Raw genomic sequence first — 20,447 nt, forward strand, 5'->3', positions numbered from 1 at the left:
ATGGGAGTGACCACTGTGGCGCGATTCAATTGGACTCGCTGATCACTGCTGCCGCCCGTGCGCTGGCTGCGGGTGACCCGCTTGGGGCGTTGAGCCGGGTTGCGTTGCGCGACGATGCGCCGGCGCTGGCACTGCGCGGTATCGCCATGGCCCAGCTCGGCGATCTGGAGCGCGCAAAGGCGCTGGTCAAACGGGCGGCGCGGGCATTTGGTCCAAAAGAGTCCATGGCTCGGGCGCGCTGTATGGTGGCCGAGGCGGAAATTGCCCTGGCTGCTCGCGATTTGAGCTGGCCGGAAAAAGCCCTCGACACGGCGCGGGCAACGCTCGAAGCCCATGGGGATTGGGTGAATGCGGCGCACGCGCGGTATCTGCAGATCCGACGGTTGTTGCTGATCGGCCATCTCGATCAGGTCGAGGAACGGCTCGCTCGGCTGGACCCGGCGCCCTTGCCGCCGGCCCTGCGCGCCGCGCATGAACTGGTGGTGGCCGGCATTGCGATGCGCCGACTGGAAATCAAAAAGGCGCGGTCCGCGCTGGAAAGGGCCCAACGCTTTGCCGCCGAGGCCGGGATCCCGGCACTGAGCGCCGAAGTCGACACTGTGGTTCGCGTCATGGACACCCCCGCAGCCCGCTTGATCAGCCGGGGCAAGGCGCGGCCGCTGATGCTGGATGAGGTTGAAACGCTGCTCGTCTCACAGTCGTTGGTGGTCGATGCGTGTCGTTACGTGGTGCGCGGCGCTGGCATGTCGGTGTCCCTGGCCAGGCGCCCGGTGTTGTTCACCCTCGCGCGGGCATTGGCCGAAGCCTGGCCGGCCGATGTCCCCCGGGAAACACTCATCGCCTATGCTTTTCGTTTGAAACTCAGTGATGAATCCCATCGTGCGCGGTTACGCGTCGAAGTCGGACGGCTGCGAGCGGCGCTTCGACCGTTGGCCGGGGTCACCGCGACGAAGCGCGGCTTTGCCTTGGTGTCGCCGGACGTTGTGGTGCTGGCGCGCCCGGTCGAGGAGCAGCACGCCGCGCTGCTGGCGTTTCTGGCAGACGGTGAGTCGTGGTCGAGTTCGGCCCTGGCGATGGCGCTGGGCACCGGTCAGCGCAGCGTGCAACGGGCGCTTGATGCGCTGGCGGTCGCCGGTAAAGTGCAGGCCTTTGGCCGTGGCCGGTCCCGGCGCTGGATGACGCCACCGCTGCCGGGATTCGCGACGACTTTGTTACTCACGGCTTTGTTGCCGGGTGATTAGGATCCACTCCACACACCCAGTGAAGAGGATGCAACCATGAAACGCTCAACTGCTGAAATCATCCGTGAATACGGCCCGTTTCCTGGTGTCGACAGTGTGCATGGCGTCTCGTTTGACGGCCGGCGCGTCTGGTTTGCTTCCGGAGAAAAGCTCAACGCCCTCGATCCGGAAAGTGGAAACTCAACGGGTTCAATCAACGTTGCCGCAGACGCGGGAACAGCCTTCGATGGCCAGCACTTGTTCCAGATTGCCGGCGAACACATCCACAAGATCGATCCGCAAAGCGGCCGTGTGCTCGCCACGATCCCGGCACCCGGCGGTGGCGCTGATTCGGGCCTGACGTGGGCGGAAGGCACCCTGTGGGTCGGTCAGTACCGCGCGCGCAAAATCCATCAGATCAACTCCGATACCGGGGCCATTCTGCGCACCATCGAGTCCAACCGTTTTGTCACCGGGGTGACGTGGGTGGACGGCGATCTGTGGCATGGCACGTGGGAGGAAGATGAAAGTGAGTTGCGGCGAATTGACCCGATCACCGGTAAAGTCCTGGAAACTATCGACATGCCGCCGGGAGTGGGGGTGTCAGGTCTTGAGTCGGACGGCGCCGAGCGGTTTTTCTGCGGCGGTGGCAACAGCGGAAAAGTCAGGGCCGTTCGTCGGCCCGTGTCTTCCTAGAACGTAAACTGACGCGACGAGCGGGGTGCACTTTGGGCCAGCTCGATCTCTAGCAGGTGTTCAACCAGCACGTCATTGAGAAAGCGGAACTGATCATTGAGCCCGACCACTTCGTTACTGAAGTGGTTGGCCGCTGCTGGCATCAGCAATGCCTCGAAGTTCGGGTCGAACACCAGTGACAATTCTTTGCGCGACACGAATTCCTGTGCGTAGTAGTTGGTGCCAAACACCGGAAAACTCACGGCCAGACTGACGGAGTGGATCATGATGGGTGCTCCTCGGTCTGGCCGATGTCCAGGATGAAACGAGAAAAAAGGGTCAACGTCACGGCCGTCAGGGCCAGGCAGGTCAGGAGATGGATCAACATGATGTGGCCCTCCGAGGCGGGGTTTGGGTTGGGTTGGGTTGAGATGGGGGGATCGTGCGCCTGACGGTTTTATTGCGGAAGGCATTCGTTGCGATGGTGAATATCGATGGTAGTGATGGTGTGCTTTAGGGCCCCATCGCCAGCAAGCTCTGCTCCTACAGGGTTCAGTGCTGGAACACAGGTTTGTGGACGACGCTGATCCCTGTGGGAGCCGGGCTTGCCCGCGATGAAGCCCTCAAAACTGGTAACCAACCCACGCCGAACAAACATCGCTACCTATACTCCAAACAATAGGCCTTTGAGTTCTGGGCATTCTGCCCAAGGGCGACTGTAGGAAACCGCGATCTTGAACCTGCGTTCGCTGATCGTCGCCGTGTTGATGGTAGTGGCGGGATGCGCCACGCCTGAGCGTGCCCCGGTGGTGGCGCCGGTTGTGGTGATCGTGTCCGAAAGCACGTGGCGGCAGGTGGACCGCGAAATCGTCGCGGCGTCGCAATCGGCCACCGAGCAGACCAGAATCTATTCGCGCGGGGCCATGGATTACTGGCGCACACGGGTCTACCAATTGACCGAAGAGAATTTCATCCCTTGGTTTAGCAGTTACTGGACCCAGGAATGGCTATCGATGAAGGTCAGCTGGTACACGCTAAACGCCAAGGGCGAGCAGGATGCCTCGGCCAAGCGCCTGGCGGAGTATTTGCTCGAGCAATATCAGCAACGGGTGCTGGCGCCGGTCGCGGTCGAGATTGATCCCGACGCGATTCTCGGCCAGTCCATGGCGTTCTATGTGGACATTCTTCAGGAAGAGCTGCAGAAAATTTCCAAGCGTCACGGCATCCCGATGGCGCAACTCAATAGCCGCATTCAAAAAATCCCCGCCATCGCCCTCGGCCCGCCGCCCGCGCGCAATGCCTCGCTTTATCAGGTCGTCCGTACGCAACCGCTGAATTCACTGCCGGCTTACGCAGCGCTGATCGACAAGATCCACAAGGCCGGCGGTGACAAAGGCGTCGGCTCGACCGACACCGCCATGGCGCCTGTGGCCAAGCGCGCCAGTCAGCGCATGGAGGCGGAAATGGCCCCGCGCGGGGCCGCCAGCGCCGTGGCCGCAGCGGCCGGCAAACTGGCCGGGGGCTTGATCACCGTGGGTGTGGCCGGGATTCGCGCGCTCATTCAGGCCGCCGACCGGCCCGACAGCGAAGCGCTGATTCGCAGCAGCCTGGGCAATACGTTCGACAAGGCCTGGATGAAGCTGGTGCAAAATCCGACGACCGGCGTGATGGCAGGGACGCTATACATGGCGGGGCAGATCGAGGGCAACCTGGCGGTAAGTGCCGAACCACCGTCGGTCGATTCGGCCAGCGGGTCTGTCGATTGGAGCCCGACGGAATCGACTAACCAGCAAATCGACCCTCAACCCCCCGCAGGAGAATGACCATGTCTTATGTCGATGGCTGCGTGATTGCCGTACCGACCGCCAACCGCGAACAATTCAAGAAGCACGCCGTAATCGCCGGCAAGATTTTCAAGGAGAACGGCGCCCTGAGCATTGTTGAATGCTGGGGCGAAGACGTGCCGGACGGCAAAGTGACCTCGTTTCCGATGGCGGTGAAACTCAAGGATGACGAAACTGTGGTGTTTTCCTGGATCGTCTGGCCAGACAAGCCTACCCGCGATGCCGGCATGCAGAAAATGATGGCCGACCCGCGCATGCAACCGGACGTCAATCCAATGCCGTTTGATGGTCAGCGGATGATCTACGGCGGATTCAACATCATCACTCAGGCCTGAAACAAACCCTGGGATCACTCCGCTGTCGGGGTGGTCCTGCAACTCTTGCGATTACGGATCTCACTGTCCGTCGGCCGCTCCCTGACGAACTCGAAACGTGGCTCACCTTCGCTATAGTGAACCAGCCAGCCCCATTCCAGCTCGGACTCATCCTGCCCCGGTTGCGGTGGCATCGCCCACCATGGCTCTTTGCTGATGATCTCCCGCATGGCCCCCTCCCGTTGTTTTCGGTTGGTTCAACTATAACGTGCATCACAGGAGGTGCCAGGCGTGAGCGACGAATCCCATGAACCGCTTAAACGACTGTTTTTTGCCCTGAACTGCCCGCCTGAGCAACGCAAGGCGATCGCGCAATGGCGCAGCGCGCTTGAACTGCGCAGCGGGCGCCCGGTGTCGGCGGAAAACTTTCACCTGACCTTGAAGTTTTTGGGCGCGGTGGGCGTGGCGCAGATCGCCGATATTTGCTCCGCTGCCGCGAAGGTTCGCGTGCCGGGTGTGCCGCTGAAGTTGGCGCTTGATCGGCTGGATGTCTGGCGCAGGGCAGGCGTGCTGGTGCTCGCGCCCGAGCAGGCGCCGCCGGCGTTGTTGCGTCTGGTCTATGCGCTGGAACAGGCGATGTTGCCGTTTGGGTTTGAGGATGCGCCGAAGGAATTTCGGCCGCATTTGACCTTGATGCGTGACTACCGGCTGCCGGTGCCTGAGTCCGTGACGCCGCCCGAGTTTTTCCTGCGGGCTGATCACTTTGTGTTGTTTGAATCGCATAAGGGACGTTATCGGGCATTGGCCGAATGGACGCTCGTTCCCGCATAAAAAAAGCGCCCGAGGAGGGCGCCCAAATTCACCTTAACCGAGGAAGCCAGGTGAGGCCGTTCTGCTGCAGGGAGCGTGCAGCGGTGGTAAGGCGCTGCGGGAACGGAAAACTTTGACACTGATCGTTCCCACGCTCTGCGTGGGAACGATCTTTACTTCCCGAGCTTGACCCGCGTCCAGCCCCGGGTCATCACCCGCTGAATCCCGATCGGCATATCCGGAATCGCATACAACGTCGCCATCACGTCCTGCGGCGGATACGAGCCCGGATCATCCCGAATCGCTTCATCCACCAACGGCGTCGCCGCCGCGTTGGCGTTGCTGTAGCCGATGTTGTTGGTGATCTCGGCGATGATGTCCGGGCGCATCAGGAAGTTCATGAACAGGTAGGCGTTCTCGACGTTCGCCGCGTCTCGAGGGATGGCGACCATGTCGTAGAAACTGCCAGCGCCTTCTTTCGGGATGCTGTAGTCGATCTGCACCGCGTTACCCGATTCCTGGGCGCGGGCCTTGGCTTGCAAGACGTCGCCGGAATAGCCGACCGCCACGCAGATGTTGCCGTTGGCCAGGTCGGAGATGTACTTCGACGAATGGAAGTAAGCCACGGAAGGGCGAATCTTCATGAACAACGCTTCAGCTTCGGCTATCTGACCTTTGTCCTGCGAATTCACCGGGTAGCCTAGGTAGTGCAGGGCGGCCGGGAGCATTTCGGTTGGCGAGTCGAGGAAACTGATGCCGCAGGCTTTGAGTTTTTCGGCGTTTTCCGGTTTGAACAGCAAGTCCCAGGAGTTGGTCGGTGCGTTGGCACCGAGCACTTCCTTGACCTTGGCCGGGTTGAAACCGATGCCGATCGAGCCCCACATGTACGGGAAGGCATGAGCGTTATCCGGGTCGCTGGCAGAAGCGTTTTTCAGCAGGACCGGATTGAGGTTTTTCCAGTTCGGCAGCTTCGATTTGTCCAGTGTCTGATAGACGCCAGCCTTGATCTGCTTGGCCAGAAAACTGTTGGAGGGCACGACAATGTCGTAGCCGGATTTGCCCGCGAGCAGGCGTGCCTCAAGGGTTTCATTGCTGTCAAACACATCGTAGGTCACGCGAATGCCGGTCTCGTCTTCGAACTTCTTGACGGTGTCCGGTGCGATGTAATCCGACCAGTTGTAGACGCGCAGTACCTTGTCATTGGCCTGGGCGCCGGTAGCCATAGCGCCCAATAAGGACAGTGTCAGCAGAGTCCTGCCAAACATTTTCATCGGTACAACTCCATTCTTTTTATTTAGAACACAAAACCTGTGGCGAGGGAGCTTGCTCCCTCGCCACAGTTAACTCGACAGCTGTGGAACTACGCCGTCGCTCCAGCCATTTGCTTTTCAGGTTGCTGCCACGATTCGCTGGCTGTCTGATCCATTGCTTCCTGGATCGCACGCTTGCGGGTGGCTTCGGCGCGGCGGCTGAAGTACCAGACCATGAAGGTCACAATCGATACCGCCAACAAGATCAGACTGGCCACGGCATTGATTTCGGGCTTAACCCCCAGACGCACCGCCGAGAACACCTCCATCGGCAAGGTCGTCGAGCCCGGCCCCGACACGAAGCTCGCCAACACCAGGTCATCCAGCGACAGGGCAAACGACATCATGCCGCCGGCCGCCAACGATGGCGCGATCATCGGAATGGTGATCAGGAAAAACACTTTGAATGGCTTGGCCCCGAGGTCCATGGCTGCTTCTTCGATGGACAGGTCCAGCTCACGCAAGCGGGCGGAAACGACCACCGCCACGTAAGCCGCACAGAACGTCGTGTGGGCGATCCAGATGGTGATGATGCCGCGTTCCTGTGGCCAGCCGATCAACTGCGCCATCGCCACGAACAGCAGCAACAGCGACAGACCGGTGATCACTTCCGGCATCACCAACGGCGCAGTCACCAGGCCGCCGAACAGCGTGCGACCCTTGAAGCGCGTGACGCGCGTCAGCACAAACGCCGCCAACGTCCCCAGTGCAACCGCTGCCACCGCCGTGTAGCAGGCGATTTCCAGCGAGCGCACCACCGAGCCCATCAGTTGCGTGTTGTCGAGCAGGCCGGCGTACCACTTGAATGACCAGCCACCCCACACCGTTACCAGTTTCGAGGCGTTGAACGAGTAGATCACCAGAATCAGCATCGGCAAGTAGATAAACGACAAGCCGAACACCAACATCATTTTTGAAAAACCGAAACGTTTCATCCCCGTGCCTCCATCTCTTTGGCCTGGCTGCGGTTGAACAGCAGAATCGGCACAATCAGGATCAACAGCATCACCACCGCCAGGGCGGACGCCACCGGCCAGTCGCGGTTGTTGAAGAACTCTTGCCACAGCACACGACCGATCATCAGGGTCTCCGGGCCGCCCAGCAGTTCCGGAATCACGAACTCACCGACCACCGGAATGAACACCAGCATGCAACCGGCGATGATGCCGTTCTTGGCCAGCGGCACGGTGATTTTCCAGAAGTTGTTGAAGTTGCTCGACCCCAGGTCCGAACCCGCTTCCAGCAGGCTCTGGTCGTGCTTGACCAGGTTGGCGTACAGCGGCAACACCATGAACGGCAGGTACGCATACACCACACCGATATAGACGGCGGTGTTGGTGTTGAGGATCTCGATCGGGTGATCGGTCAGCCCGGTCCACATCAAAAACGCATTGAGCAGGCCGTTGTTGCTGAGGATGCCCATCCACGCGTAAACGCGGATCAGGATCGCGGTCCAGGTCGGCATCATGATCAACAGCATCAGGACGTTTTGCGTTTCCTTGTTGGCCTTGGTAATGGCGTAGGCCATCGGGAAGCCGATCACCAGGCACATCAGCGTGCTGAACAACGCGACCTTCAACGAGCCGAGGTAGGCCGAGAGGTACAGCTCATCGTCGGTCAGCAACAGGTAGTTGCCGACGTTCAAAAACAGCTGAAACTTCTGTTCGGCGTAGGTGTAAATCTCCGAGTAAGGAGGAATGGCCAGCGCCGCTTCCGAGAAGCTGATCTTCATCACCAGGAAGAACGGCAACAGGAAAAACAGGCACAGCCACAGGAAGGGAACCCCGATGACGAGCTTTCGACCACTCGGCATCAGCCGCATGAACTGCTGATTGAGTGTTTTCATGAGCGCAGTACCACGCCGCTGTCGTCTTCCCACCACACGTAGACGGTGTCGTCCCAGGTCGGACGCGCGCCACGGCGTTCGGCGTTGGCCATGAACGACTGCACGACTTTTCCGCTTGGCAATTCGACGTAGAACACCGAGTGACCGCCGAGGTAGGCGATGTCATGCACTTTGCCTTTGGACCAGTTGTAGCGGTTCTCGGGCTTGACCGTGCTGACCAGCATTTTTTCCGGGCGGATCGCGTAGGTGATCGACTTGTCCTGCACCGAGGTGCTGACGCCGTGACCGACGTAAATCTTCTGCTCAAGGTCCGGGCTGTGGATGATCGCGTGACCTTCCAGGTCTTCCACTACCGTGCCGTCGAAGGCGTTCACATTGCCGATGAACTCGCAGACCATGCGGCTGACCGGAGCTTCATAGATGTCGACCGGGCTGCCGATTTGCGCGATCCAGCCCAGGTGCATGATCGCGATGCGCTGGGCCATGGTCATGGCCTCTTCCTGGTCGTGGGTCACCATCACGCACGTCACGCCGACGCGCTCGATGATTTCCACCAGCTCCAGTTGCATCTGCGAACGCAGCTTTTTATCCAGCGCGCCCATCGGTTCGTCGAGCAGCAACAGCTTCGGACGCTTGGCCAGGGAGCGAGCCAATGCCACACGCTGACGCTGACCGCCGGACAATTGATGCGGCTTGCGCTTGGCGTATTGGGTCATGTGTACCAGGCGCAGCATCTCTTCAACGCGGGCGTCGATTTCGCTGGCGGGCAAGCGGTCCTGCTTGAGGCCGAAAGCAATGTTCTGCGCCACCGTCATGTGCGGGAACAGGGCATAGGACTGGAACATCATGTTGATCGGCCGCTCGTACGGCGGCATGTCGGTGATGTCCACGCCGTCGAGGAAAATTCGGCCATCGGTCGGGCGCTCGAAGCCTGCGAGCATGCGCAGCAGGGTCGATTTGCCAGAGCCGGAACCGCCGAGCAGGGCGAAGATTTCGCCTTGATGAATCTCGAGCGAGACATCGTCTACTGCACAGGTTTCGTCGAATTTCTTGGTGACGCGGTCGACCTTCAACAACACCTTTTTCGATGTCTGGTGACCTTCAAGAGCCTTCCTGTAAGTGCTGGAGGCGTTTGCCATTTGAAACTCCCAACAGGTTTCAGTCGTCGGGCCAACGCGGCCTGACTTAATAGTTGATTGCAAGCCCGAGCCGGGTACGGTCCCTGTAGGAGCCGAGCTTGCTCGCGATGAGGCCCTGACAGCCGACATCAATGTTGGATGTTCGGCTGCCATCGCGAGCAAGCTCGGCTCCTACGGGTTGCCCATTCCGGTTTGGCTTATTCGGCGCCGCCGTCCTGGCTGCCTGGTGGTGCTTGTTGTTATCGCAGTGTGTTGCTGTCGCGAGGGGCGGGCGCGCAAAGGCGCGCCCGCCTGACTCGCGGGGGCAGTAATCGGTTGTTTGTGTATTAAGTCAGCGGCTTTTACGCAGCGCGGCCCGTCGCCGGCACGCATCGCCGAACGCCTGGAAAATACTCAAATAAGGAGGATTCGAAAGCACCTGCCACTCCGGGTGCCATTGCACGCCGACGGCAAACGTTGGGCTGTGGTCGACGGAAATCGCCTCGATCAAACCGTCCGGCGCAATCGCTTCGGCACGCAGGCCGGGCGCCAATCGGTCGATACCCTGACTGTGAATCGAATTGACCATGAACTCTGCCGGCAACTCCAGCGCTTCAAACACGCCGCCCGGTTGCACAGCCACCGCATGGGCCGGTGCGTATTGCACCGCCAGCTCAGGGCTGTCCGCTTCACGGTGATCGAGCATGCCCGGCAGTTCGTGGACCCTTTGGTGCAGGCTGCCACCAAACGCCACGTTCATTTCCTGAAAGCCTCGGCAGATGCCGAGCACCGGCACGCCGGCCGCAATGGCTGCGCGTAATAAAGGAAGGGTCGTGGCGTCCCGCGCCGGATCGTGATCCGTGCCGGGAGCGCTGGCCGGGCCTTGATAGTGGAAAGGTTCCACATTCGAGGGGGAGCCGGTCAGCAGCAGACCGTCGAGATGCGCGAGCACATCCTCGATTTCAGTCAAGTCGCCCAGGGAAGGTATGACCACAGGCAACCCCAAAGCCGCGACGCTGACGGCACGCAAGTACTTGTCGCCGCTGACGTGGTAGGGGTGCAGGCCAATCTGTTTGACGCATGCAGTAACGCCGATCAATGGCTTGAATGCCATTTTTATCACCTCGAAGTTTCACACTTGAACGAGCTTTTCCGGAGCTTAGCCTTGTTGATTTTAATTAACAACTCTCATGTAAAAAATTCTAAACGCCGCACGTCCGATCTCCAGCAATTACACGGTGCGCAAGATCAATCTGGCACTCTCGTCCCCTAAAAAGGCCATTAAATAAAGGATGCAGGGCCAAGTGTTCGCTATTGACTTCACTTTGCCGTTCGGGTTGACTGGGCTCGTGAAAGGGTAGTGAACATAATAATTAACAGCTAAAAAATAGGTGCATCATGTCGGTCCCTCTGCGTGCCGTTCAACTCAACGAAGCAAACGCATTCCTTAAGAAATATCCTGAGGTTTTGTACGTCGACCTTCTGATTGCGGATATGAACGGCGTGGTGCGCGGCAAGCGCATCGAGCGCACCAGTCTTCATAAGGTCTACGAAAAAGGCATCAACCTGCCGGCGTCTCTGTTTGCTCTGGACATCAACGGGTCTACGGTGGAAAGCACCGGCCTGGGTCTGGACATCGGCGACTCTGACCGAATCTGCTTCCCCATCCCCGGCACCCTGAGCATTGAGCCGTGGCAGAAGCGCCCGACCGCGCAACTGTTAATGACCATGCACGAACTCGAAGGCCAGCCGTTCTTTGCCGACCCGCGAGAAGTGTTGGCCAATATCGTGCGCAAGTTCGATGACCTGGGCCTGACCATCTGCGCAGCCTTCGAACTCGAGTTTTATCTGATCGACCAGGACAACGTGAACGGTCGTCCGCAGTCGCCGCGTTCGCCGGTATCGGGCAAGCGTCCGGTGTCGACCCAGGTGTACCTGATCGACGACCTCGACGAATACGTCGATTGCCTGCAAGACATCCTCGAAGGCGCGAAAGAGCAGGGCATTCCTGCCGACGCCATCGTCAAGGAAAGCGCCCCGGCGCAGTTCGAAGTGAACCTGCACCACGTCAATGACCCGATCAAGGCCTGCGACTACGCGGTGTTGCTCAAACGTCTGGTGAAGAACATCGCCTACGACCACGAGATGGACACCACGTTTATGGCCAAGCCGTATCCGGGTCAGGCGGGCAACGGTTTGCATGTGCACATTTCGATTCTCGACAAAGAAGGCAACAACATCTTTGCCAGCGAGGATCCCGAGCAGAACGCCGCGCTGCGACACGCGATCGGCGGTGTGCTCGAGACCCTGCCGGCGCAGATGGCTTTCCTCTGCCCGAACGTCAACTCCTACCGTCGTTTCGGCGCACAGTTCTACGTGCCGAACTCGCCGAGCTGGGGCATCGACAACCGTACCGTGGCGGTGCGTGTGCCGACCGGTTCGCCGGACTCGGTGCGCATCGAGCATCGCGTAGCGGGTGCAGATGCCAACCCGTACCTGTTGATGGCGTCAGTCCTGGCCGGTATTCACCACGGCCTGACCAACCAGATCGAACCGGGCGCCCCGGTTGAAGGCAACAGCTACGAGCAAAACGAGCAGAGCCTGCCGAACAACCTGCGCGACGCACTGCGCGAGCTGGATGACAGCGAAGTCATGGCCCGTTACATCGACCCGCTGTACATCGACGTGTTCGTCGCGTGCAAGGAAAGCGAGCTGGCCGAGTTCGAGAATTCCATCTCCGACCTTGAGTACAACTGGTACCTGCACACCGTCTGATGGACCTGGGCGGTGGGTCAATCACCTTCGATTTTAATGGTGATTCCCGCCGCACCCTCCCTGTAGGAGCCGAGCTTGCTCGCGATAGCGGCGGCACATTCAACATCAATGTCGCCTGATACACCGCTATCGCGAGCAAGCTCGGCTCCTACAGGTAGTCCAACGATCAATTACTCCTCTGCGTCGAGTCACAACCATGACAAACACTCGCAGCGACTGGGAGCAACGCTTCCAGTCCCTAACCATCGAAGCCCGTGCATTCATCGACGGTCAATACTGCCCGGCACTCAGCGGCGACACCTTTGAGTGCATGAGCCCGGTCGACGGTCGTTTCCTGGCCAACGTCGCCAGCACCGACGAAGCCGACGCCAATGCGGCCGTCGCCGTCGCGCGCCGCACGTTTGAATCCGGCATCTGGGCCAACCTGGCCCCGGCCGAGCGCAAGCGCATCCTGATTCGTTTCGCCGACCTGATCCTGGCCAACCAGGAAGAACTGGCCCTGCTCGAAACCCTCGACATGGGCAAGCCGATCAACGACTCGATGAACATCGACATCCCGGCGACCGCCAACGCGATCCGCTGGAGCGCCGAAGCCATCGACAAGATCTACGACGAAGTCGCCGCCACCCCGCACGACCAACTCGGCCTCATCACCCGCGAACCTGCTGGTGTGGTCGCCGCCATCGTGCCGTGGAACTTCCCGTTGATCATGGCCAGCTGGAAGTTCGCCCCGGCACTGGCTGCTGGCAACTCGTTCATTCTCAAGCCTTCGGAAAAGTCGCCGCTCACGGCCATTCGCATCGCGCAGTTGGCACTGGACGCCGGCATCCCGAAAGGCGTGTTCAACGTCCTGCCAGGCTTCGGTCACACCGTCGGCAAGGCGCTGGCGTTGCACATGGACGTCGACGTGCTGGCGTTCACAGGCTCGACTGCGATTGCCAAGCAACTGATGATCTATGCCGGGCAAAGCAACATGAAACGCGTCTGGCTCGAAGCCGGGGGCAAGAGCCCGAACGTGGTGTTCGCCGATGCGCCGGATTTGCGCGCGGCAGCACAAGCGGCGGCCGGTGCGATTGCCTTCAACCAGGGCGAAGTCTGCACCGCCGGTTCGCGCTTGCTGGTGGAGCGCTCAATTCGTGAGCAGTTCATTCCGATGCTGGTGGAAGCGCTGCAAGCCTGGAAACCGGGGCACGCACTGGACCCGGAAACCACCGTCGGCGCGGTCGTCGATCAGCGTCAACTGGACAACGTGTTGCGTTACATCCAGGTCGGTAAAGACCAGGGCGCGCAACTGATCGCCGGCGGCAGCCGCACCCTCGAAAGCACCGGTGGCCTGTACGTGGAGCCGGCGATTTTCGACGGCGTGACCAACGCCATGACCATCGCCCGTGAAGAAATCTTCGGCCCGGTGCTGTCGCTGATCACCTTCGACACCGCTGAAGAAGCCCTGGCCATCGCCAACGACAGCATCTTCGGCCTGGCCGCCGGCGTCTGGACCAGCAACCTGAGCAAGGCCCACACCTTCGCTCGCGGCTTGCGTGCCGGCAGCGTCTGGGTCAACCAGTACGACGGTGGCGACATGACCGCGCCGTTCGGCGGGTACAAGCAGTCGGGTAACGGTCGGGACAAATCGCTGCACGCGTTCGACAAATATACCGAGCTCAAAGCGACCTGGATCAAGCTCTAATACCTATAAAAAAGCGACGGTCGCCGGCACGCTGCCGGTGGCCATCGGAGAAAGCTATGAAACAAGATTCTGTGAAACAAACCCACGTAAACAGCTACTACGCCGCCACCCGTAACTTCACCGGCGACTTCCCGGTGCTCGAACAAGCTGTGGACTGCGACGTCTGCATCATCGGCGCCGGCTACACCGGTTTGTCCTCGGCCCTGTTCCTCGCGGAAGCGGGCTACAGTGTGACCGTCCTCGAAGCCGCCAAAGTCGGTTTCGGCGCCAGCGGTCGCAACGGCGGCCAACTGGTCAACTCCTACAGCCGCGACGTCGATGTCATCGAAGAACGCTACGGCGACAAAACCGCTGAAGTCCTCGGCAGCATGATCTTCGAAGGCGCCGACATCATTCGTCAGCGCATACAGCACTACGACATCCAGTGCGACTACAAGCCCGGCGGCATTTTTGCGGCGCTGAACAAGAAGCAGCTCAAAGGCCTGGCTGAGCAGAAAAGCAGCTGGGAGCGCTACGGCAACAAAAACTTGAAGATGCTCGACGCGGCGGACATCAAACGCGAAGTCGGTTGCGACAACTACGTCGGCGGCCTGCTCGACATGCAGGGCGGCCACATCCATCCGCTGAACCTGGCCCTCGGCGAAGCCTCGGCCATCATCGGCCTGGGCGGCAAAATCTACGAACAATCGGCGGCGGTGGAAATCACCTACGGCGAACCGATCACCGTGCGCACCGCCAAAGGCCTGGTCCGCGCCAAATACCTGCTGATCGCCGGTAACGCTTACCTGCCGCAAGACCTCGACAACCGCGTCACGCGCAAAAGCATGCCGTGCGGTTCGCAAATCGTCGTCACCGAACCGTTGTCCGAAAAGGTTGCGCGCAGCCTGATCAAAAACAACTACTGCGTTGAAGACTGCAACTACTTGCTGGATTACTACCGCCTCACCGCCGACAACCGCCTGCTGTACGGCGGCGGCGTGGTCTACGGCGCGCGCGAACCGGACGACATCGAACAACTGATCAAGCCGAAAATCCTCAAGACCTTCCCGCAACTCAACGACGTGAAGATCGACTACCGCTGGACCGGCAACTTCCTGCTGACCATGTCCCGCATGCCGCAATTCGGCCGCATCGAGAAAAACGCCTATTACATGCAAGGCTACAGCGGCCACGGCGTGACCTGCTCGCACCTGGCCGGCAAACTCATCTCGGAAATGATCCGCGGCGACGCTGAACGCTTCGACGCGTTCGCCTCGCTCCCGCACATGCCCATGATCGGCGGCCGTACCTTCCAGGCCCCGCTCACCGCCATGGGCGCCGCGTACTACGCGCTGCGGGATCGGTTCGGGATCTAACTCACACCACCAATCAACTGTAGGAGCCGGGCTTGCCCGCGATGAGGCCATATCATTCGACATTGATGTTGCCTGACACACCGCCATCGCGAGCAAGCTCGGCTCCTACAGGGATCATCGGTGCACACAATTCCTACTAACACCCCAAATCAAATGTGGGAGCGGGCTTGCTCGCGAAGAGGCCATAACAGCCACCATCAATCCCACCTGACACCCCCAAAACTCACACAGCAGAACAGGCCGACATGAGCACCCTCAGCTTTTTCACTAACCAGTTATCGAACCTGCTGAGCAACACCCCCAAACGTGATTTAATACCCGCCTTTCAAATTTCCGGGACAGGGAAGCGGTACTCTCGCGGCCAAAAGTCGCCCGCCATCCACCCCCATAACCCTTAAGTATTTCTCGCATAAGGCTGTCATGGACACGGGCTCACGACTCAAATTAGTACGCGAAAGCTACAAACTGTCCCAGCGCGAGCTGGCCCGGCGTAGCGGCGTCACCAATGCCACCATCTCCCTGATCGAACAAAATCGCGTCAGTCCCTCCGTCAGCTCCCTGAAAAAACTGCTCGAAGGCATTCCCATGTCTTTGGCGGACTTCTTCACCTTTGATCAGCCACCGCGTGAGCATCAATACGTGTTCCGCGCTAATGAACAGCCGGATCTCGGCCGTCATGGGTTGCGGTTGTTGCTGATTGGCGCTTCGGTGCCGAGTCGGCAGATGCGTTTGTTGCGTGAGCAATACGCGCCTGGGGCGAGTTCGGGGGAGGAGCCGATTGTGCATTCGGAAGGGGAGGAGTGTGGGCTTGTGACTCGTGGCACGGTTGAGTTGACTGTTGATGGGCAGATCAGCGTGCTCAACGCGGGCGACGGCTACTACTTCCCGACAACCCTGCCGCACAAGTTTCGCAATATTGGCCAGGATGAAGCAGAAATCATCAGCGCCAACACCCCTGCAAACTTCTAACCCAAAAACGGACGCCAACCAGTACTAGCTGCCGAGGGCTGCGTCTGTGGCCAACACCAATGCCCAGTGGAAACAGCGGAACAGGGTTTTTCATAGTAAATGGACTTCACTTTTTAAGCTGCACCACGTGTCCTGCCCTCGAGCGGCTGCCAAGTGTCGATTTCTGCCTGTTCCCATCGTCAGCTTTGGGTCGATCCAAGTCATACAGCCGCCAAACATCCGCCCCGTGAAAGGCTTCGTTGGAAACCTTTTCTTATAGCGCTGTAGGGCGCACGTGTCAGTGAGACGCGTGCACGGGCTTTCTCTTCTGGTTCCAACATGACGTCCGGGCGACCAGCGTCATATTCGTCGAAGATCAGCGCCATGGGCCGGCAGTGCCCAGGGCAGGATGCCTCCCTGGAATTCACAAGTTCGGTATGTGCTGCGGGCAAGATGAGGGCTTAGTTAACCATCACCTCGTCCAATGCCTGCTCGAGGGTGCTGACCGTGCGCTCGATATTGTGCAGCTTTTCGAGTCCGAACAGACCGATGCGGAAGGTCTGGAAGTCGGCCGGCTCGTCGCATTGCAACGGCACTCCGGCGGCGATCTGTAGGCCGTGGTTGGCAAATTTCTTGCCGCTCTTGATGTCGGCATCATCGGTGTAGCTCACCACTACGCCAGGGGCCTGAAAGCCGGCTGCGGCCACGCTTTTGATGCCTTTGCCGGTCAACATTGCGCGCACCCGATCGCCCAGAGCCTGTTGTTCGCCGCGGACCTTGTCGAAACCGTAGGCTTGCGTCTCTTTCATCACTTCGTTAAACCGCGCGAGGGAATCGCTGGGCATGGTCGCATGGTAGGCATGTCCGCCCTGTTCGTAGGCCTGCATGATCTGAAGCCACTTTTTCAGGTCGCAGGCGAAGCTGCTGCTATGCGTCTGCTCGATGCGCTCGAGGGCCAAAGAACTGAGCATCACCAGGGCGCAGCAAGGGGAGGCGCTCCAGCCTTTCTGCGGTGCGCTGATCAGCAGGTCGACTGCGCATTTCTGCATATCAACCCAAAGCGTGCCTGAGGCGATGCAGTCCAGCACGAACAGGCCACCCACCGCATGCACGGCGTCGCCGACGGCCCGCAGGTAGTCGTCGGGCAGGATAATCCCTGATGAGGTTTCAACGTGGGGGGCGAAGACAATCTGAGGCTTCTGCGCCTGAATGGCTGCCAGCACTTCGTCCAGAGGGGGTGGGGCGTAGGCAGCCTGGCGACCAGTGTCGACCGGTCTGGCTTTCAGCACCGTAGTGGCCGCCGGGATGTTGCCCATCTCAAGGATCTGGCTCCAGCGATAACTGAACCAGCCGTTGCGTATCACCAGACATTGCTGGTCGGTGGCAAACTGTCGCGCCACCGCTTCCATGCCGAATGTGCCGCTGCCCGGGACCACCGCAACAGCCTGGGCGTTGTAGACCTGTTTCAGGGTCCTGGAAATGTTCTTCATCACGCCTTGAAATGACTGCGACATGTGGTTGAGCGAGCGGTCGGTGTAGACCACTGAGTACTCAACCAGCCCCTCGGGATCGATACTGGGATATAGCTTTGACATGGGTGACTCCTTTGGCAGAGATCTCAGTGATATCGACCCTGCCCTAAGCCTTGGCAAATGACAAGATTACTCGGGATTGAATTGCGACTTCTGTCGAGCGGCTGGCATCATCAGGTCGATTACTGGACGTAGCAATGCTCGCAGGTGGCTGCTGAGTTGTGGGAGGGTGGGCCTTAGACCAAAAAGGTGACAGACCAAAAAGGTGACAGATCTATTTAAACAAATAGATCTGTCACCTTTTTAATTTTATTTAAACGGAAAAACCCGCAGTTACGCGGGTTTTTTTACGACTTAAATTTGGTCACTGACTCTTTGGCGCATCAAACCCACGCTGCTCAATCACCCGAAACACATCGTTCACATCCTGGATCAGGATTCGGGCGATGTTGGTGACGGTGTTAATGTCGTTTTCCGCGTAGTCGGGGAGGCTGGTGCAGGCCATAAGGTTAAGGTATTTGAGGACGGCGCTGAGGCGTTCGCTGAGGCAGTTGTGGAGTTCGCGGAGTGGGGCGTCGCTGTCGATGAGCAGGACGGGGTAGTCCGTGGCGAGTTGGGACATGGGGGTGAAGCGGCGGGGCGGGTTTTGGGTTGTCATGGTGTAAATCCTCACAAAAAGAAGAATTGCCACCTTTCTGCTGCGAAACAAATGGGTGGCAGTTGTGCGTGGGTTCGCAGACCGGAGGATTTACACCAAGACCCGGCAGACCCGAAGGTCTCCCACGCACAACCGCCATGAAACATTATGCAGCCGGAGCCGGCTGCATCATGCCTGACGGTACTTTGGTGTCAATCTTCAGGGCTGCGAAACCCTATCGCTCACTGCGGTCAGCGACGGGTCGAATATAGGCGTCGATTTTGGTGGCTGCAAACGGGGTTGTAGGACGGAAAAACGGGGTTTGTGGCTCTTGGTAGAGACTGCGCTTGGCTGATCAGCAGTCGTGAAATCAGAGGTTGTTTAGTTTCAGCTGGACCTTGCGTGCCGGAATTGCGGCTGCTGCGCAGCCGGACGCTGGCTTCGCCAGCTGCTACAGGATGTGGGCACGTTTAAAAATACGGCAGGGTTTGGGGCGGCTTCGCCGCCCAGCGGGAGCAAGCTCCCTCGCCAAAGGGGGTGGTTTCCTACACGATTTTCGGAAGGGAAGATCCAAATCTGCCGGCTTCCAATAGCCCTGGGCGGAGCGGGATGGCCAGAAACGACAAAGTCCCGAATCATCAGGGCTTTGTGCTTCAAATGGCGCAGTCCAAAAATCTTTACCGCACACACGCCCATATCATTGTCCGGCCTGCGGCGAATGCGGATGTGTTCGGTGTGTTTCGGTCCAGCCAATGCCCATGCCATGACCCCAATCAGTGGAACAAACACGATCACCACGATCCACTGTGAGACGTGAGCGGGGTGGGGTGCTCGCGATTCAGAGTTGGCAGTTCAATTGATGTTGACGGTCAGGGCCTCTTCGCGATCAGGCTCGCACAGGGGGATTGGGTTGCAAAGGTATAAACCGAAACCGGAGACATCCTTTACAGGTGCGGCACGCCGAGTTTGCTCAGGTGTTCACTCATGGCCACATCAGCCTGACCGGCAGAGCGTTTAGACCCGCCAGGGCGGCGGGTCTGGCGGGATGTTACGACGGCGTTCGAACCGCGACGAAACCCAACGCCTTAATGCATCTTGCTGTGATCCATCATGCCAAGTGCCCGAGCCTCGGCCTGTACTTCGATAATTTCCTGTTCACCCTTGGCGTTTTTCACGGTCAGGGTCAGCGGGACTTTATCGCCTTCCTTAACCTGAGCCGTCAGGTCAATCAGCATCACGTGGTAGCCATGGGGATCGAAGTTCACAGGCTTGCCTGCCGGCAGCGCGACGGACTCGACCATTCCCATTTTCATCACATCGTCTTTCATGCTCATTTGGTGCATCTGTACCGTTTTAGCCACCGGGGACTGAACGCTCAGCAGGGTGCTGTCGCTGTCGGCTTGCAGGGTCATGAAGGCGCCGGTGGACGGTTGGTCGGCAACGGTCGCGCGGACCCAGGCGTCGTGGACTTCGGTTTGCGCCGAGGCCTGGAAGGCCAGGCCAATCAGCGACAGGCCCAGGGCCAATTGTTTGATGCGTTGGAAGGATGTTGCAGTCATTAGCAGACCTCCATGACGGTGAGCAGGTCTTCTGCGCACTCTTGGGCGGTAAGGGACGCGGACAGTCCCAGGCGCAAAGTGCCCCGGGAGTCGAAGACGTAACTGGTCGCGGTGTGGGAGAGGGTGTAGCTGTCACCGTTCGGGACTTTTTCGAAGAACACGCCGAATTCCTTAGCGGTGGCGGCGGTTTCTTCGAGCGTGCCGTGCAGCGCCTCGAACGTCGGGTCGAAGGATTTGACGTATTTGTCGAGCATCTGCGGCGTGTCGCGTTCCGGGTCCAGGGTGATGAAGATCACTTGCAGCTTTTCCCCGTCGCGGCCCATCAGTTTTTTCGCTTGGGCGGCACGTGCCAATGTGGTCGGGCATACGGCCGGGCATTGGGTGAAGCCGAAGAAAACCATCGGCATCATCCCGCGATAGCTGGTCAGCATCCGGGTTTCGCCATCGGCATCTTTAAGCTTGAAGGTACGGCCCATGATCTTGTCACTGAGGTCCTTGCCGTGTTTGAACGACAGTTTGCTGCTGTCATCGCAGCCGGCCAGCAGGCCGAGGCTCAACAGGCTCATGCCGCGCAGGACAGTGCGACGGGTATACAACGTACTCATGGAGGGGAAATCCTGTGTAGCGACGTGAAATCTGTGGCGGCTGATGAATCAAACGAAAAAAGCGCGTGGATATTAACAAACTGTGGCCCTGCGTCATTCATTGTGAGACGAGGGGCAGTTTCGGTACAGGGGCAGGCAGGGCACAAAAAATACGGATCAGAAGAGAAGGGAAGTCCAATCGCGCGCGGACACATTGCAGATACATGAGTGCG

At 59.3% G+C, this 20,447-nt stretch carries 20 protein-coding genes; 9 read left to right on the top strand and 11 right to left on the bottom strand.

Annotated elements, in window-relative coordinates:
• Positions 1–29: 29 nt before the first annotated feature.
• Both ACA048_RS11785 and ACA048_RS11790 read left to right on the top strand, forming a co-directional pair.
• On the top strand, positions 30–1,241 hold the full coding sequence (locus ACA048_RS11785; RefSeq protein WP_497629263.1) for a helix-turn-helix domain-containing protein: 1,212 nt from the start codon (positions 30–32) through the stop codon (positions 1,239–1,241).
• A gap of 36 nt (positions 1,242–1,277) precedes the next feature.
• On the top strand, positions 1,278–1,916 hold the full coding sequence (locus ACA048_RS11790) for a Vgb family protein (protein ID WP_497629264.1): 639 nt from the start codon (positions 1,278–1,280) through the stop codon (positions 1,914–1,916).
• On the opposite strand, the gene ACA048_RS11795 is transcribed toward ACA048_RS11790, so the two are convergent.
• Positions 1,913–2,182: a hypothetical protein gene (locus ACA048_RS11795; RefSeq protein ID WP_497629265.1), complete on the bottom strand. Its 270-nt coding sequence runs from the start codon at positions 2,180–2,182 to the stop codon at positions 1,913–1,915. The two genes, ACA048_RS11790 and ACA048_RS11795, sit on opposite strands and share 4 nt — an antisense overlap.
• 447 nt (positions 2,183–2,629) lie before the next feature.
• On the opposite strand from ACA048_RS11795, the gene ACA048_RS11800 reads away from it, so the two are divergent.
• Together ACA048_RS11800 and ACA048_RS11805 are read left to right on the top strand one after the other, a co-directional pair.
• The gene (locus ACA048_RS11800) at positions 2,630–3,718 is read left to right on the top strand and encodes a hypothetical protein (RefSeq protein WP_497629266.1); all 1,089 of its coding nucleotides are present in this window, start codon (positions 2,630–2,632) and stop codon (positions 3,716–3,718) included.
• Between the two features lie 2 nt (positions 3,719–3,720).
• A complete protein-coding gene (locus ACA048_RS11805) occupies positions 3,721–4,074 on the top strand; it encodes a DUF1428 domain-containing protein (protein ID WP_497629267.1) in 354 nt (117 codons plus the stop codon).
• Between the two features lie 14 nt (positions 4,075–4,088).
• Here the strand turns inward: ACA048_RS11805 and ACA048_RS11810 are convergent, their stop codons facing one another.
• Positions 4,089–4,283 carry a hypothetical protein gene (locus ACA048_RS11810; protein WP_497629268.1) on the bottom strand — a complete coding sequence of 65 codons (195 nt, stop codon included), beginning with the start codon at positions 4,281–4,283 and terminating at the stop codon, positions 4,089–4,091.
• Positions 4,284–4,344: 61 nt separating this feature from the next.
• On the opposite strand from ACA048_RS11810, the gene thpR reads away from it, so the two are divergent.
• Positions 4,345–4,884 (top strand): RNA 2',3'-cyclic phosphodiesterase, encoded by a 540-nt coding sequence (gene thpR / locus ACA048_RS11815; protein ID WP_497629269.1) that lies wholly within the window; start codon positions 4,345–4,347, stop codon positions 4,882–4,884.
• 152 nt (positions 4,885–5,036) lie between these two features.
• Here thpR and ACA048_RS11820 read toward each other — a convergent pair whose 3' ends face one another.
• The 5 genes from ACA048_RS11820 to ACA048_RS11840 all read right to left on the bottom strand — a co-directional run bounded on the left by ACA048_RS11820 (position 5,037) and on the right by ACA048_RS11840 (position 10,251).
• Positions 5,037–6,134 carry a polyamine ABC transporter substrate-binding protein gene (locus tag ACA048_RS11820; RefSeq protein WP_497629270.1) on the bottom strand — a complete coding sequence of 366 codons (1,098 nt, stop codon included), beginning with the start codon at positions 6,132–6,134 and terminating at the stop codon, positions 5,037–5,039.
• An 89-nt stretch (positions 6,135–6,223) separates the two neighbouring features.
• Positions 6,224–7,108, bottom strand: coding sequence for an ABC transporter permease subunit (locus ACA048_RS11825; protein WP_497629271.1), 885 nt, complete (start codon positions 7,106–7,108; stop codon positions 6,224–6,226).
• Positions 7,105–7,986, bottom strand: coding sequence for an ABC transporter permease subunit (locus tag ACA048_RS11830; RefSeq protein WP_497629848.1), 882 nt, complete (start codon positions 7,984–7,986; stop codon positions 7,105–7,107). The genes ACA048_RS11825 and ACA048_RS11830 overlap by 4 nt, the downstream gene beginning before the upstream one ends.
• A 29-nt stretch (positions 7,987–8,015) precedes the next feature.
• Entirely contained in the window at positions 8,016–9,158 is a 1,143-nt protein-coding gene (potA, locus tag ACA048_RS11835) for a polyamine ABC transporter ATP-binding protein (protein WP_140668971.1), read from the bottom strand.
• Between the two features lie 331 nt (positions 9,159–9,489).
• Positions 9,490–10,251, bottom strand: coding sequence for a gamma-glutamyl-gamma-aminobutyrate hydrolase family protein (locus tag ACA048_RS11840; RefSeq protein ID WP_497629272.1), 762 nt, complete (start codon positions 10,249–10,251; stop codon positions 9,490–9,492).
• Positions 10,252–10,535: 284 nt separating this feature from the next.
• Here ACA048_RS11840 and ACA048_RS11845 point away from each other — a divergent pair, with 284 nt between their 5' ends.
• From ACA048_RS11845 to ACA048_RS11860, 4 genes are all read left to right on the top strand, one after another.
• On the top strand, positions 10,536–11,912 hold the full coding sequence (locus ACA048_RS11845) for a glutamine synthetase family protein (protein WP_123436074.1): 1,377 nt from the start codon (positions 10,536–10,538) through the stop codon (positions 11,910–11,912).
• Between the two features lie 196 nt (positions 11,913–12,108).
• Positions 12,109–13,599, top strand: a complete 1,491-nt coding sequence (locus tag ACA048_RS11850; RefSeq protein ID WP_497629273.1) for an aldehyde dehydrogenase — start codon at positions 12,109–12,111, stop codon at positions 13,597–13,599.
• Positions 13,600–13,670: 71 nt separating this feature from the next.
• Positions 13,671–14,954 carry an NAD(P)/FAD-dependent oxidoreductase gene (locus ACA048_RS11855; RefSeq protein ID WP_497629849.1) on the top strand — a complete coding sequence of 428 codons (1,284 nt, stop codon included), beginning with the start codon at positions 13,671–13,673 and terminating at the stop codon, positions 14,952–14,954.
• Between the two features lie 420 nt (positions 14,955–15,374).
• Positions 15,375–15,923, top strand: coding sequence for a cupin domain-containing protein (locus ACA048_RS11860; RefSeq protein WP_007946335.1), 549 nt, complete (start codon positions 15,375–15,377; stop codon positions 15,921–15,923).
• A 440-nt stretch (positions 15,924–16,363) separates the two neighbouring features.
• Here ACA048_RS11860 and ACA048_RS11865 read toward each other — a convergent pair whose 3' ends face one another.
• From ACA048_RS11865 to ACA048_RS11880, 4 genes are all read right to left on the bottom strand, one after another.
• Positions 16,364–17,497, bottom strand: a complete 1,134-nt coding sequence (locus tag ACA048_RS11865; RefSeq protein ID WP_497629274.1) for an aminotransferase class V-fold PLP-dependent enzyme — start codon at positions 17,495–17,497, stop codon at positions 16,364–16,366.
• A gap of 301 nt (positions 17,498–17,798) precedes the next feature.
• The gene (locus tag ACA048_RS11870; protein ID WP_497629275.1) at positions 17,799–18,092 is read right to left on the bottom strand and encodes a fructose-bisphosphate aldolase; all 294 of its coding nucleotides are present in this window, start codon (positions 18,090–18,092) and stop codon (positions 17,799–17,801) included.
• A 1,064-nt stretch (positions 18,093–19,156) separates the two neighbouring features.
• Positions 19,157–19,630 carry a copper chaperone PCu(A)C gene (locus ACA048_RS11875; protein ID WP_497629276.1) on the bottom strand — a complete coding sequence of 158 codons (474 nt, stop codon included), beginning with the start codon at positions 19,628–19,630 and terminating at the stop codon, positions 19,157–19,159.
• A complete protein-coding gene (locus tag ACA048_RS11880) occupies positions 19,630–20,235 on the bottom strand; it encodes an SCO family protein (protein ID WP_497629277.1) in 606 nt (201 codons plus the stop codon). Before ACA048_RS11880 ends, ACA048_RS11875 begins: the two co-directional genes overlap by 1 nt.
• Positions 20,236–20,447 lie beyond the last annotated feature (212 nt).

It is taken from the genome of Pseudomonas sp. LBUM1659, from assembly GCF_059716045.1.

Bases quoted from the DNA above. Each gene is read 5' to 3' on its own strand.
- ACA048_RS11860 (WP_007946335.1), top strand. From the start codon at position 15,375: ATGGACACGGGCTCACGACTCAAATTAGTACGCGAAAGCTACAAACTG.
- ACA048_RS11805 (WP_497629267.1), top strand. From the start codon at position 3,721: ATGTCTTATGTCGATGGCTGCGTGATTGCCGTACCGACCGCCAACCGC.
- ACA048_RS11820 (WP_497629270.1), bottom strand. From the start codon at position 6,134: ATGAAAATGTTTGGCAGGACTCTGCTGACACTGTCCTTATTGGGCGCT.
- ACA048_RS11865 (WP_497629274.1), bottom strand. From the start codon at position 17,497: ATGTCAAAGCTATATCCCAGTATCGATCCCGAGGGGCTGGTTGAGTAC.
- ACA048_RS11845 (WP_123436074.1), top strand. From the start codon at position 10,536: ATGTCGGTCCCTCTGCGTGCCGTTCAACTCAACGAAGCAAACGCATTC.
- ACA048_RS11850 (WP_497629273.1), top strand. From the start codon at position 12,109: ATGACAAACACTCGCAGCGACTGGGAGCAACGCTTCCAGTCCCTAACC.
- potA (WP_140668971.1), bottom strand. From the start codon at position 9,158: ATGGCAAACGCCTCCAGCACTTACAGGAAGGCTCTTGAAGGTCACCAG.
- ACA048_RS11830 (WP_497629848.1), bottom strand. From the start codon at position 7,986: ATGCCGAGTGGTCGAAAGCTCGTCATCGGGGTTCCCTTCCTGTGGCTG.
- ACA048_RS11825 (WP_497629271.1), bottom strand. From the start codon at position 7,108: ATGAAACGTTTCGGTTTTTCAAAAATGATGTTGGTGTTCGGCTTGTCG.
- ACA048_RS11875 (WP_497629276.1), bottom strand. From the start codon at position 19,630: ATGACTGCAACATCCTTCCAACGCATCAAACAATTGGCCCTGGGCCTG.
- ACA048_RS11840 (WP_497629272.1), bottom strand. From the start codon at position 10,251: ATGGCATTCAAGCCATTGATCGGCGTTACTGCATGCGTCAAACAGATT.
- ACA048_RS11810 (WP_497629268.1), bottom strand. From the start codon at position 4,283: ATGCGGGAGATCATCAGCAAAGAGCCATGGTGGGCGATGCCACCGCAA.
- ACA048_RS11790 (WP_497629264.1), top strand. From the start codon at position 1,278: ATGAAACGCTCAACTGCTGAAATCATCCGTGAATACGGCCCGTTTCCT.
- ACA048_RS11880 (WP_497629277.1), bottom strand. From the start codon at position 20,235: ATGAGTACGTTGTATACCCGTCGCACTGTCCTGCGCGGCATGAGCCTG.
- ACA048_RS11870 (WP_497629275.1), bottom strand. From the start codon at position 18,092: ATGACAACCCAAAACCCGCCCCGCCGCTTCACCCCCATGTCCCAACTC.
- ACA048_RS11795 (WP_497629265.1), bottom strand. From the start codon at position 2,182: ATGATCCACTCCGTCAGTCTGGCCGTGAGTTTTCCGGTGTTTGGCACC.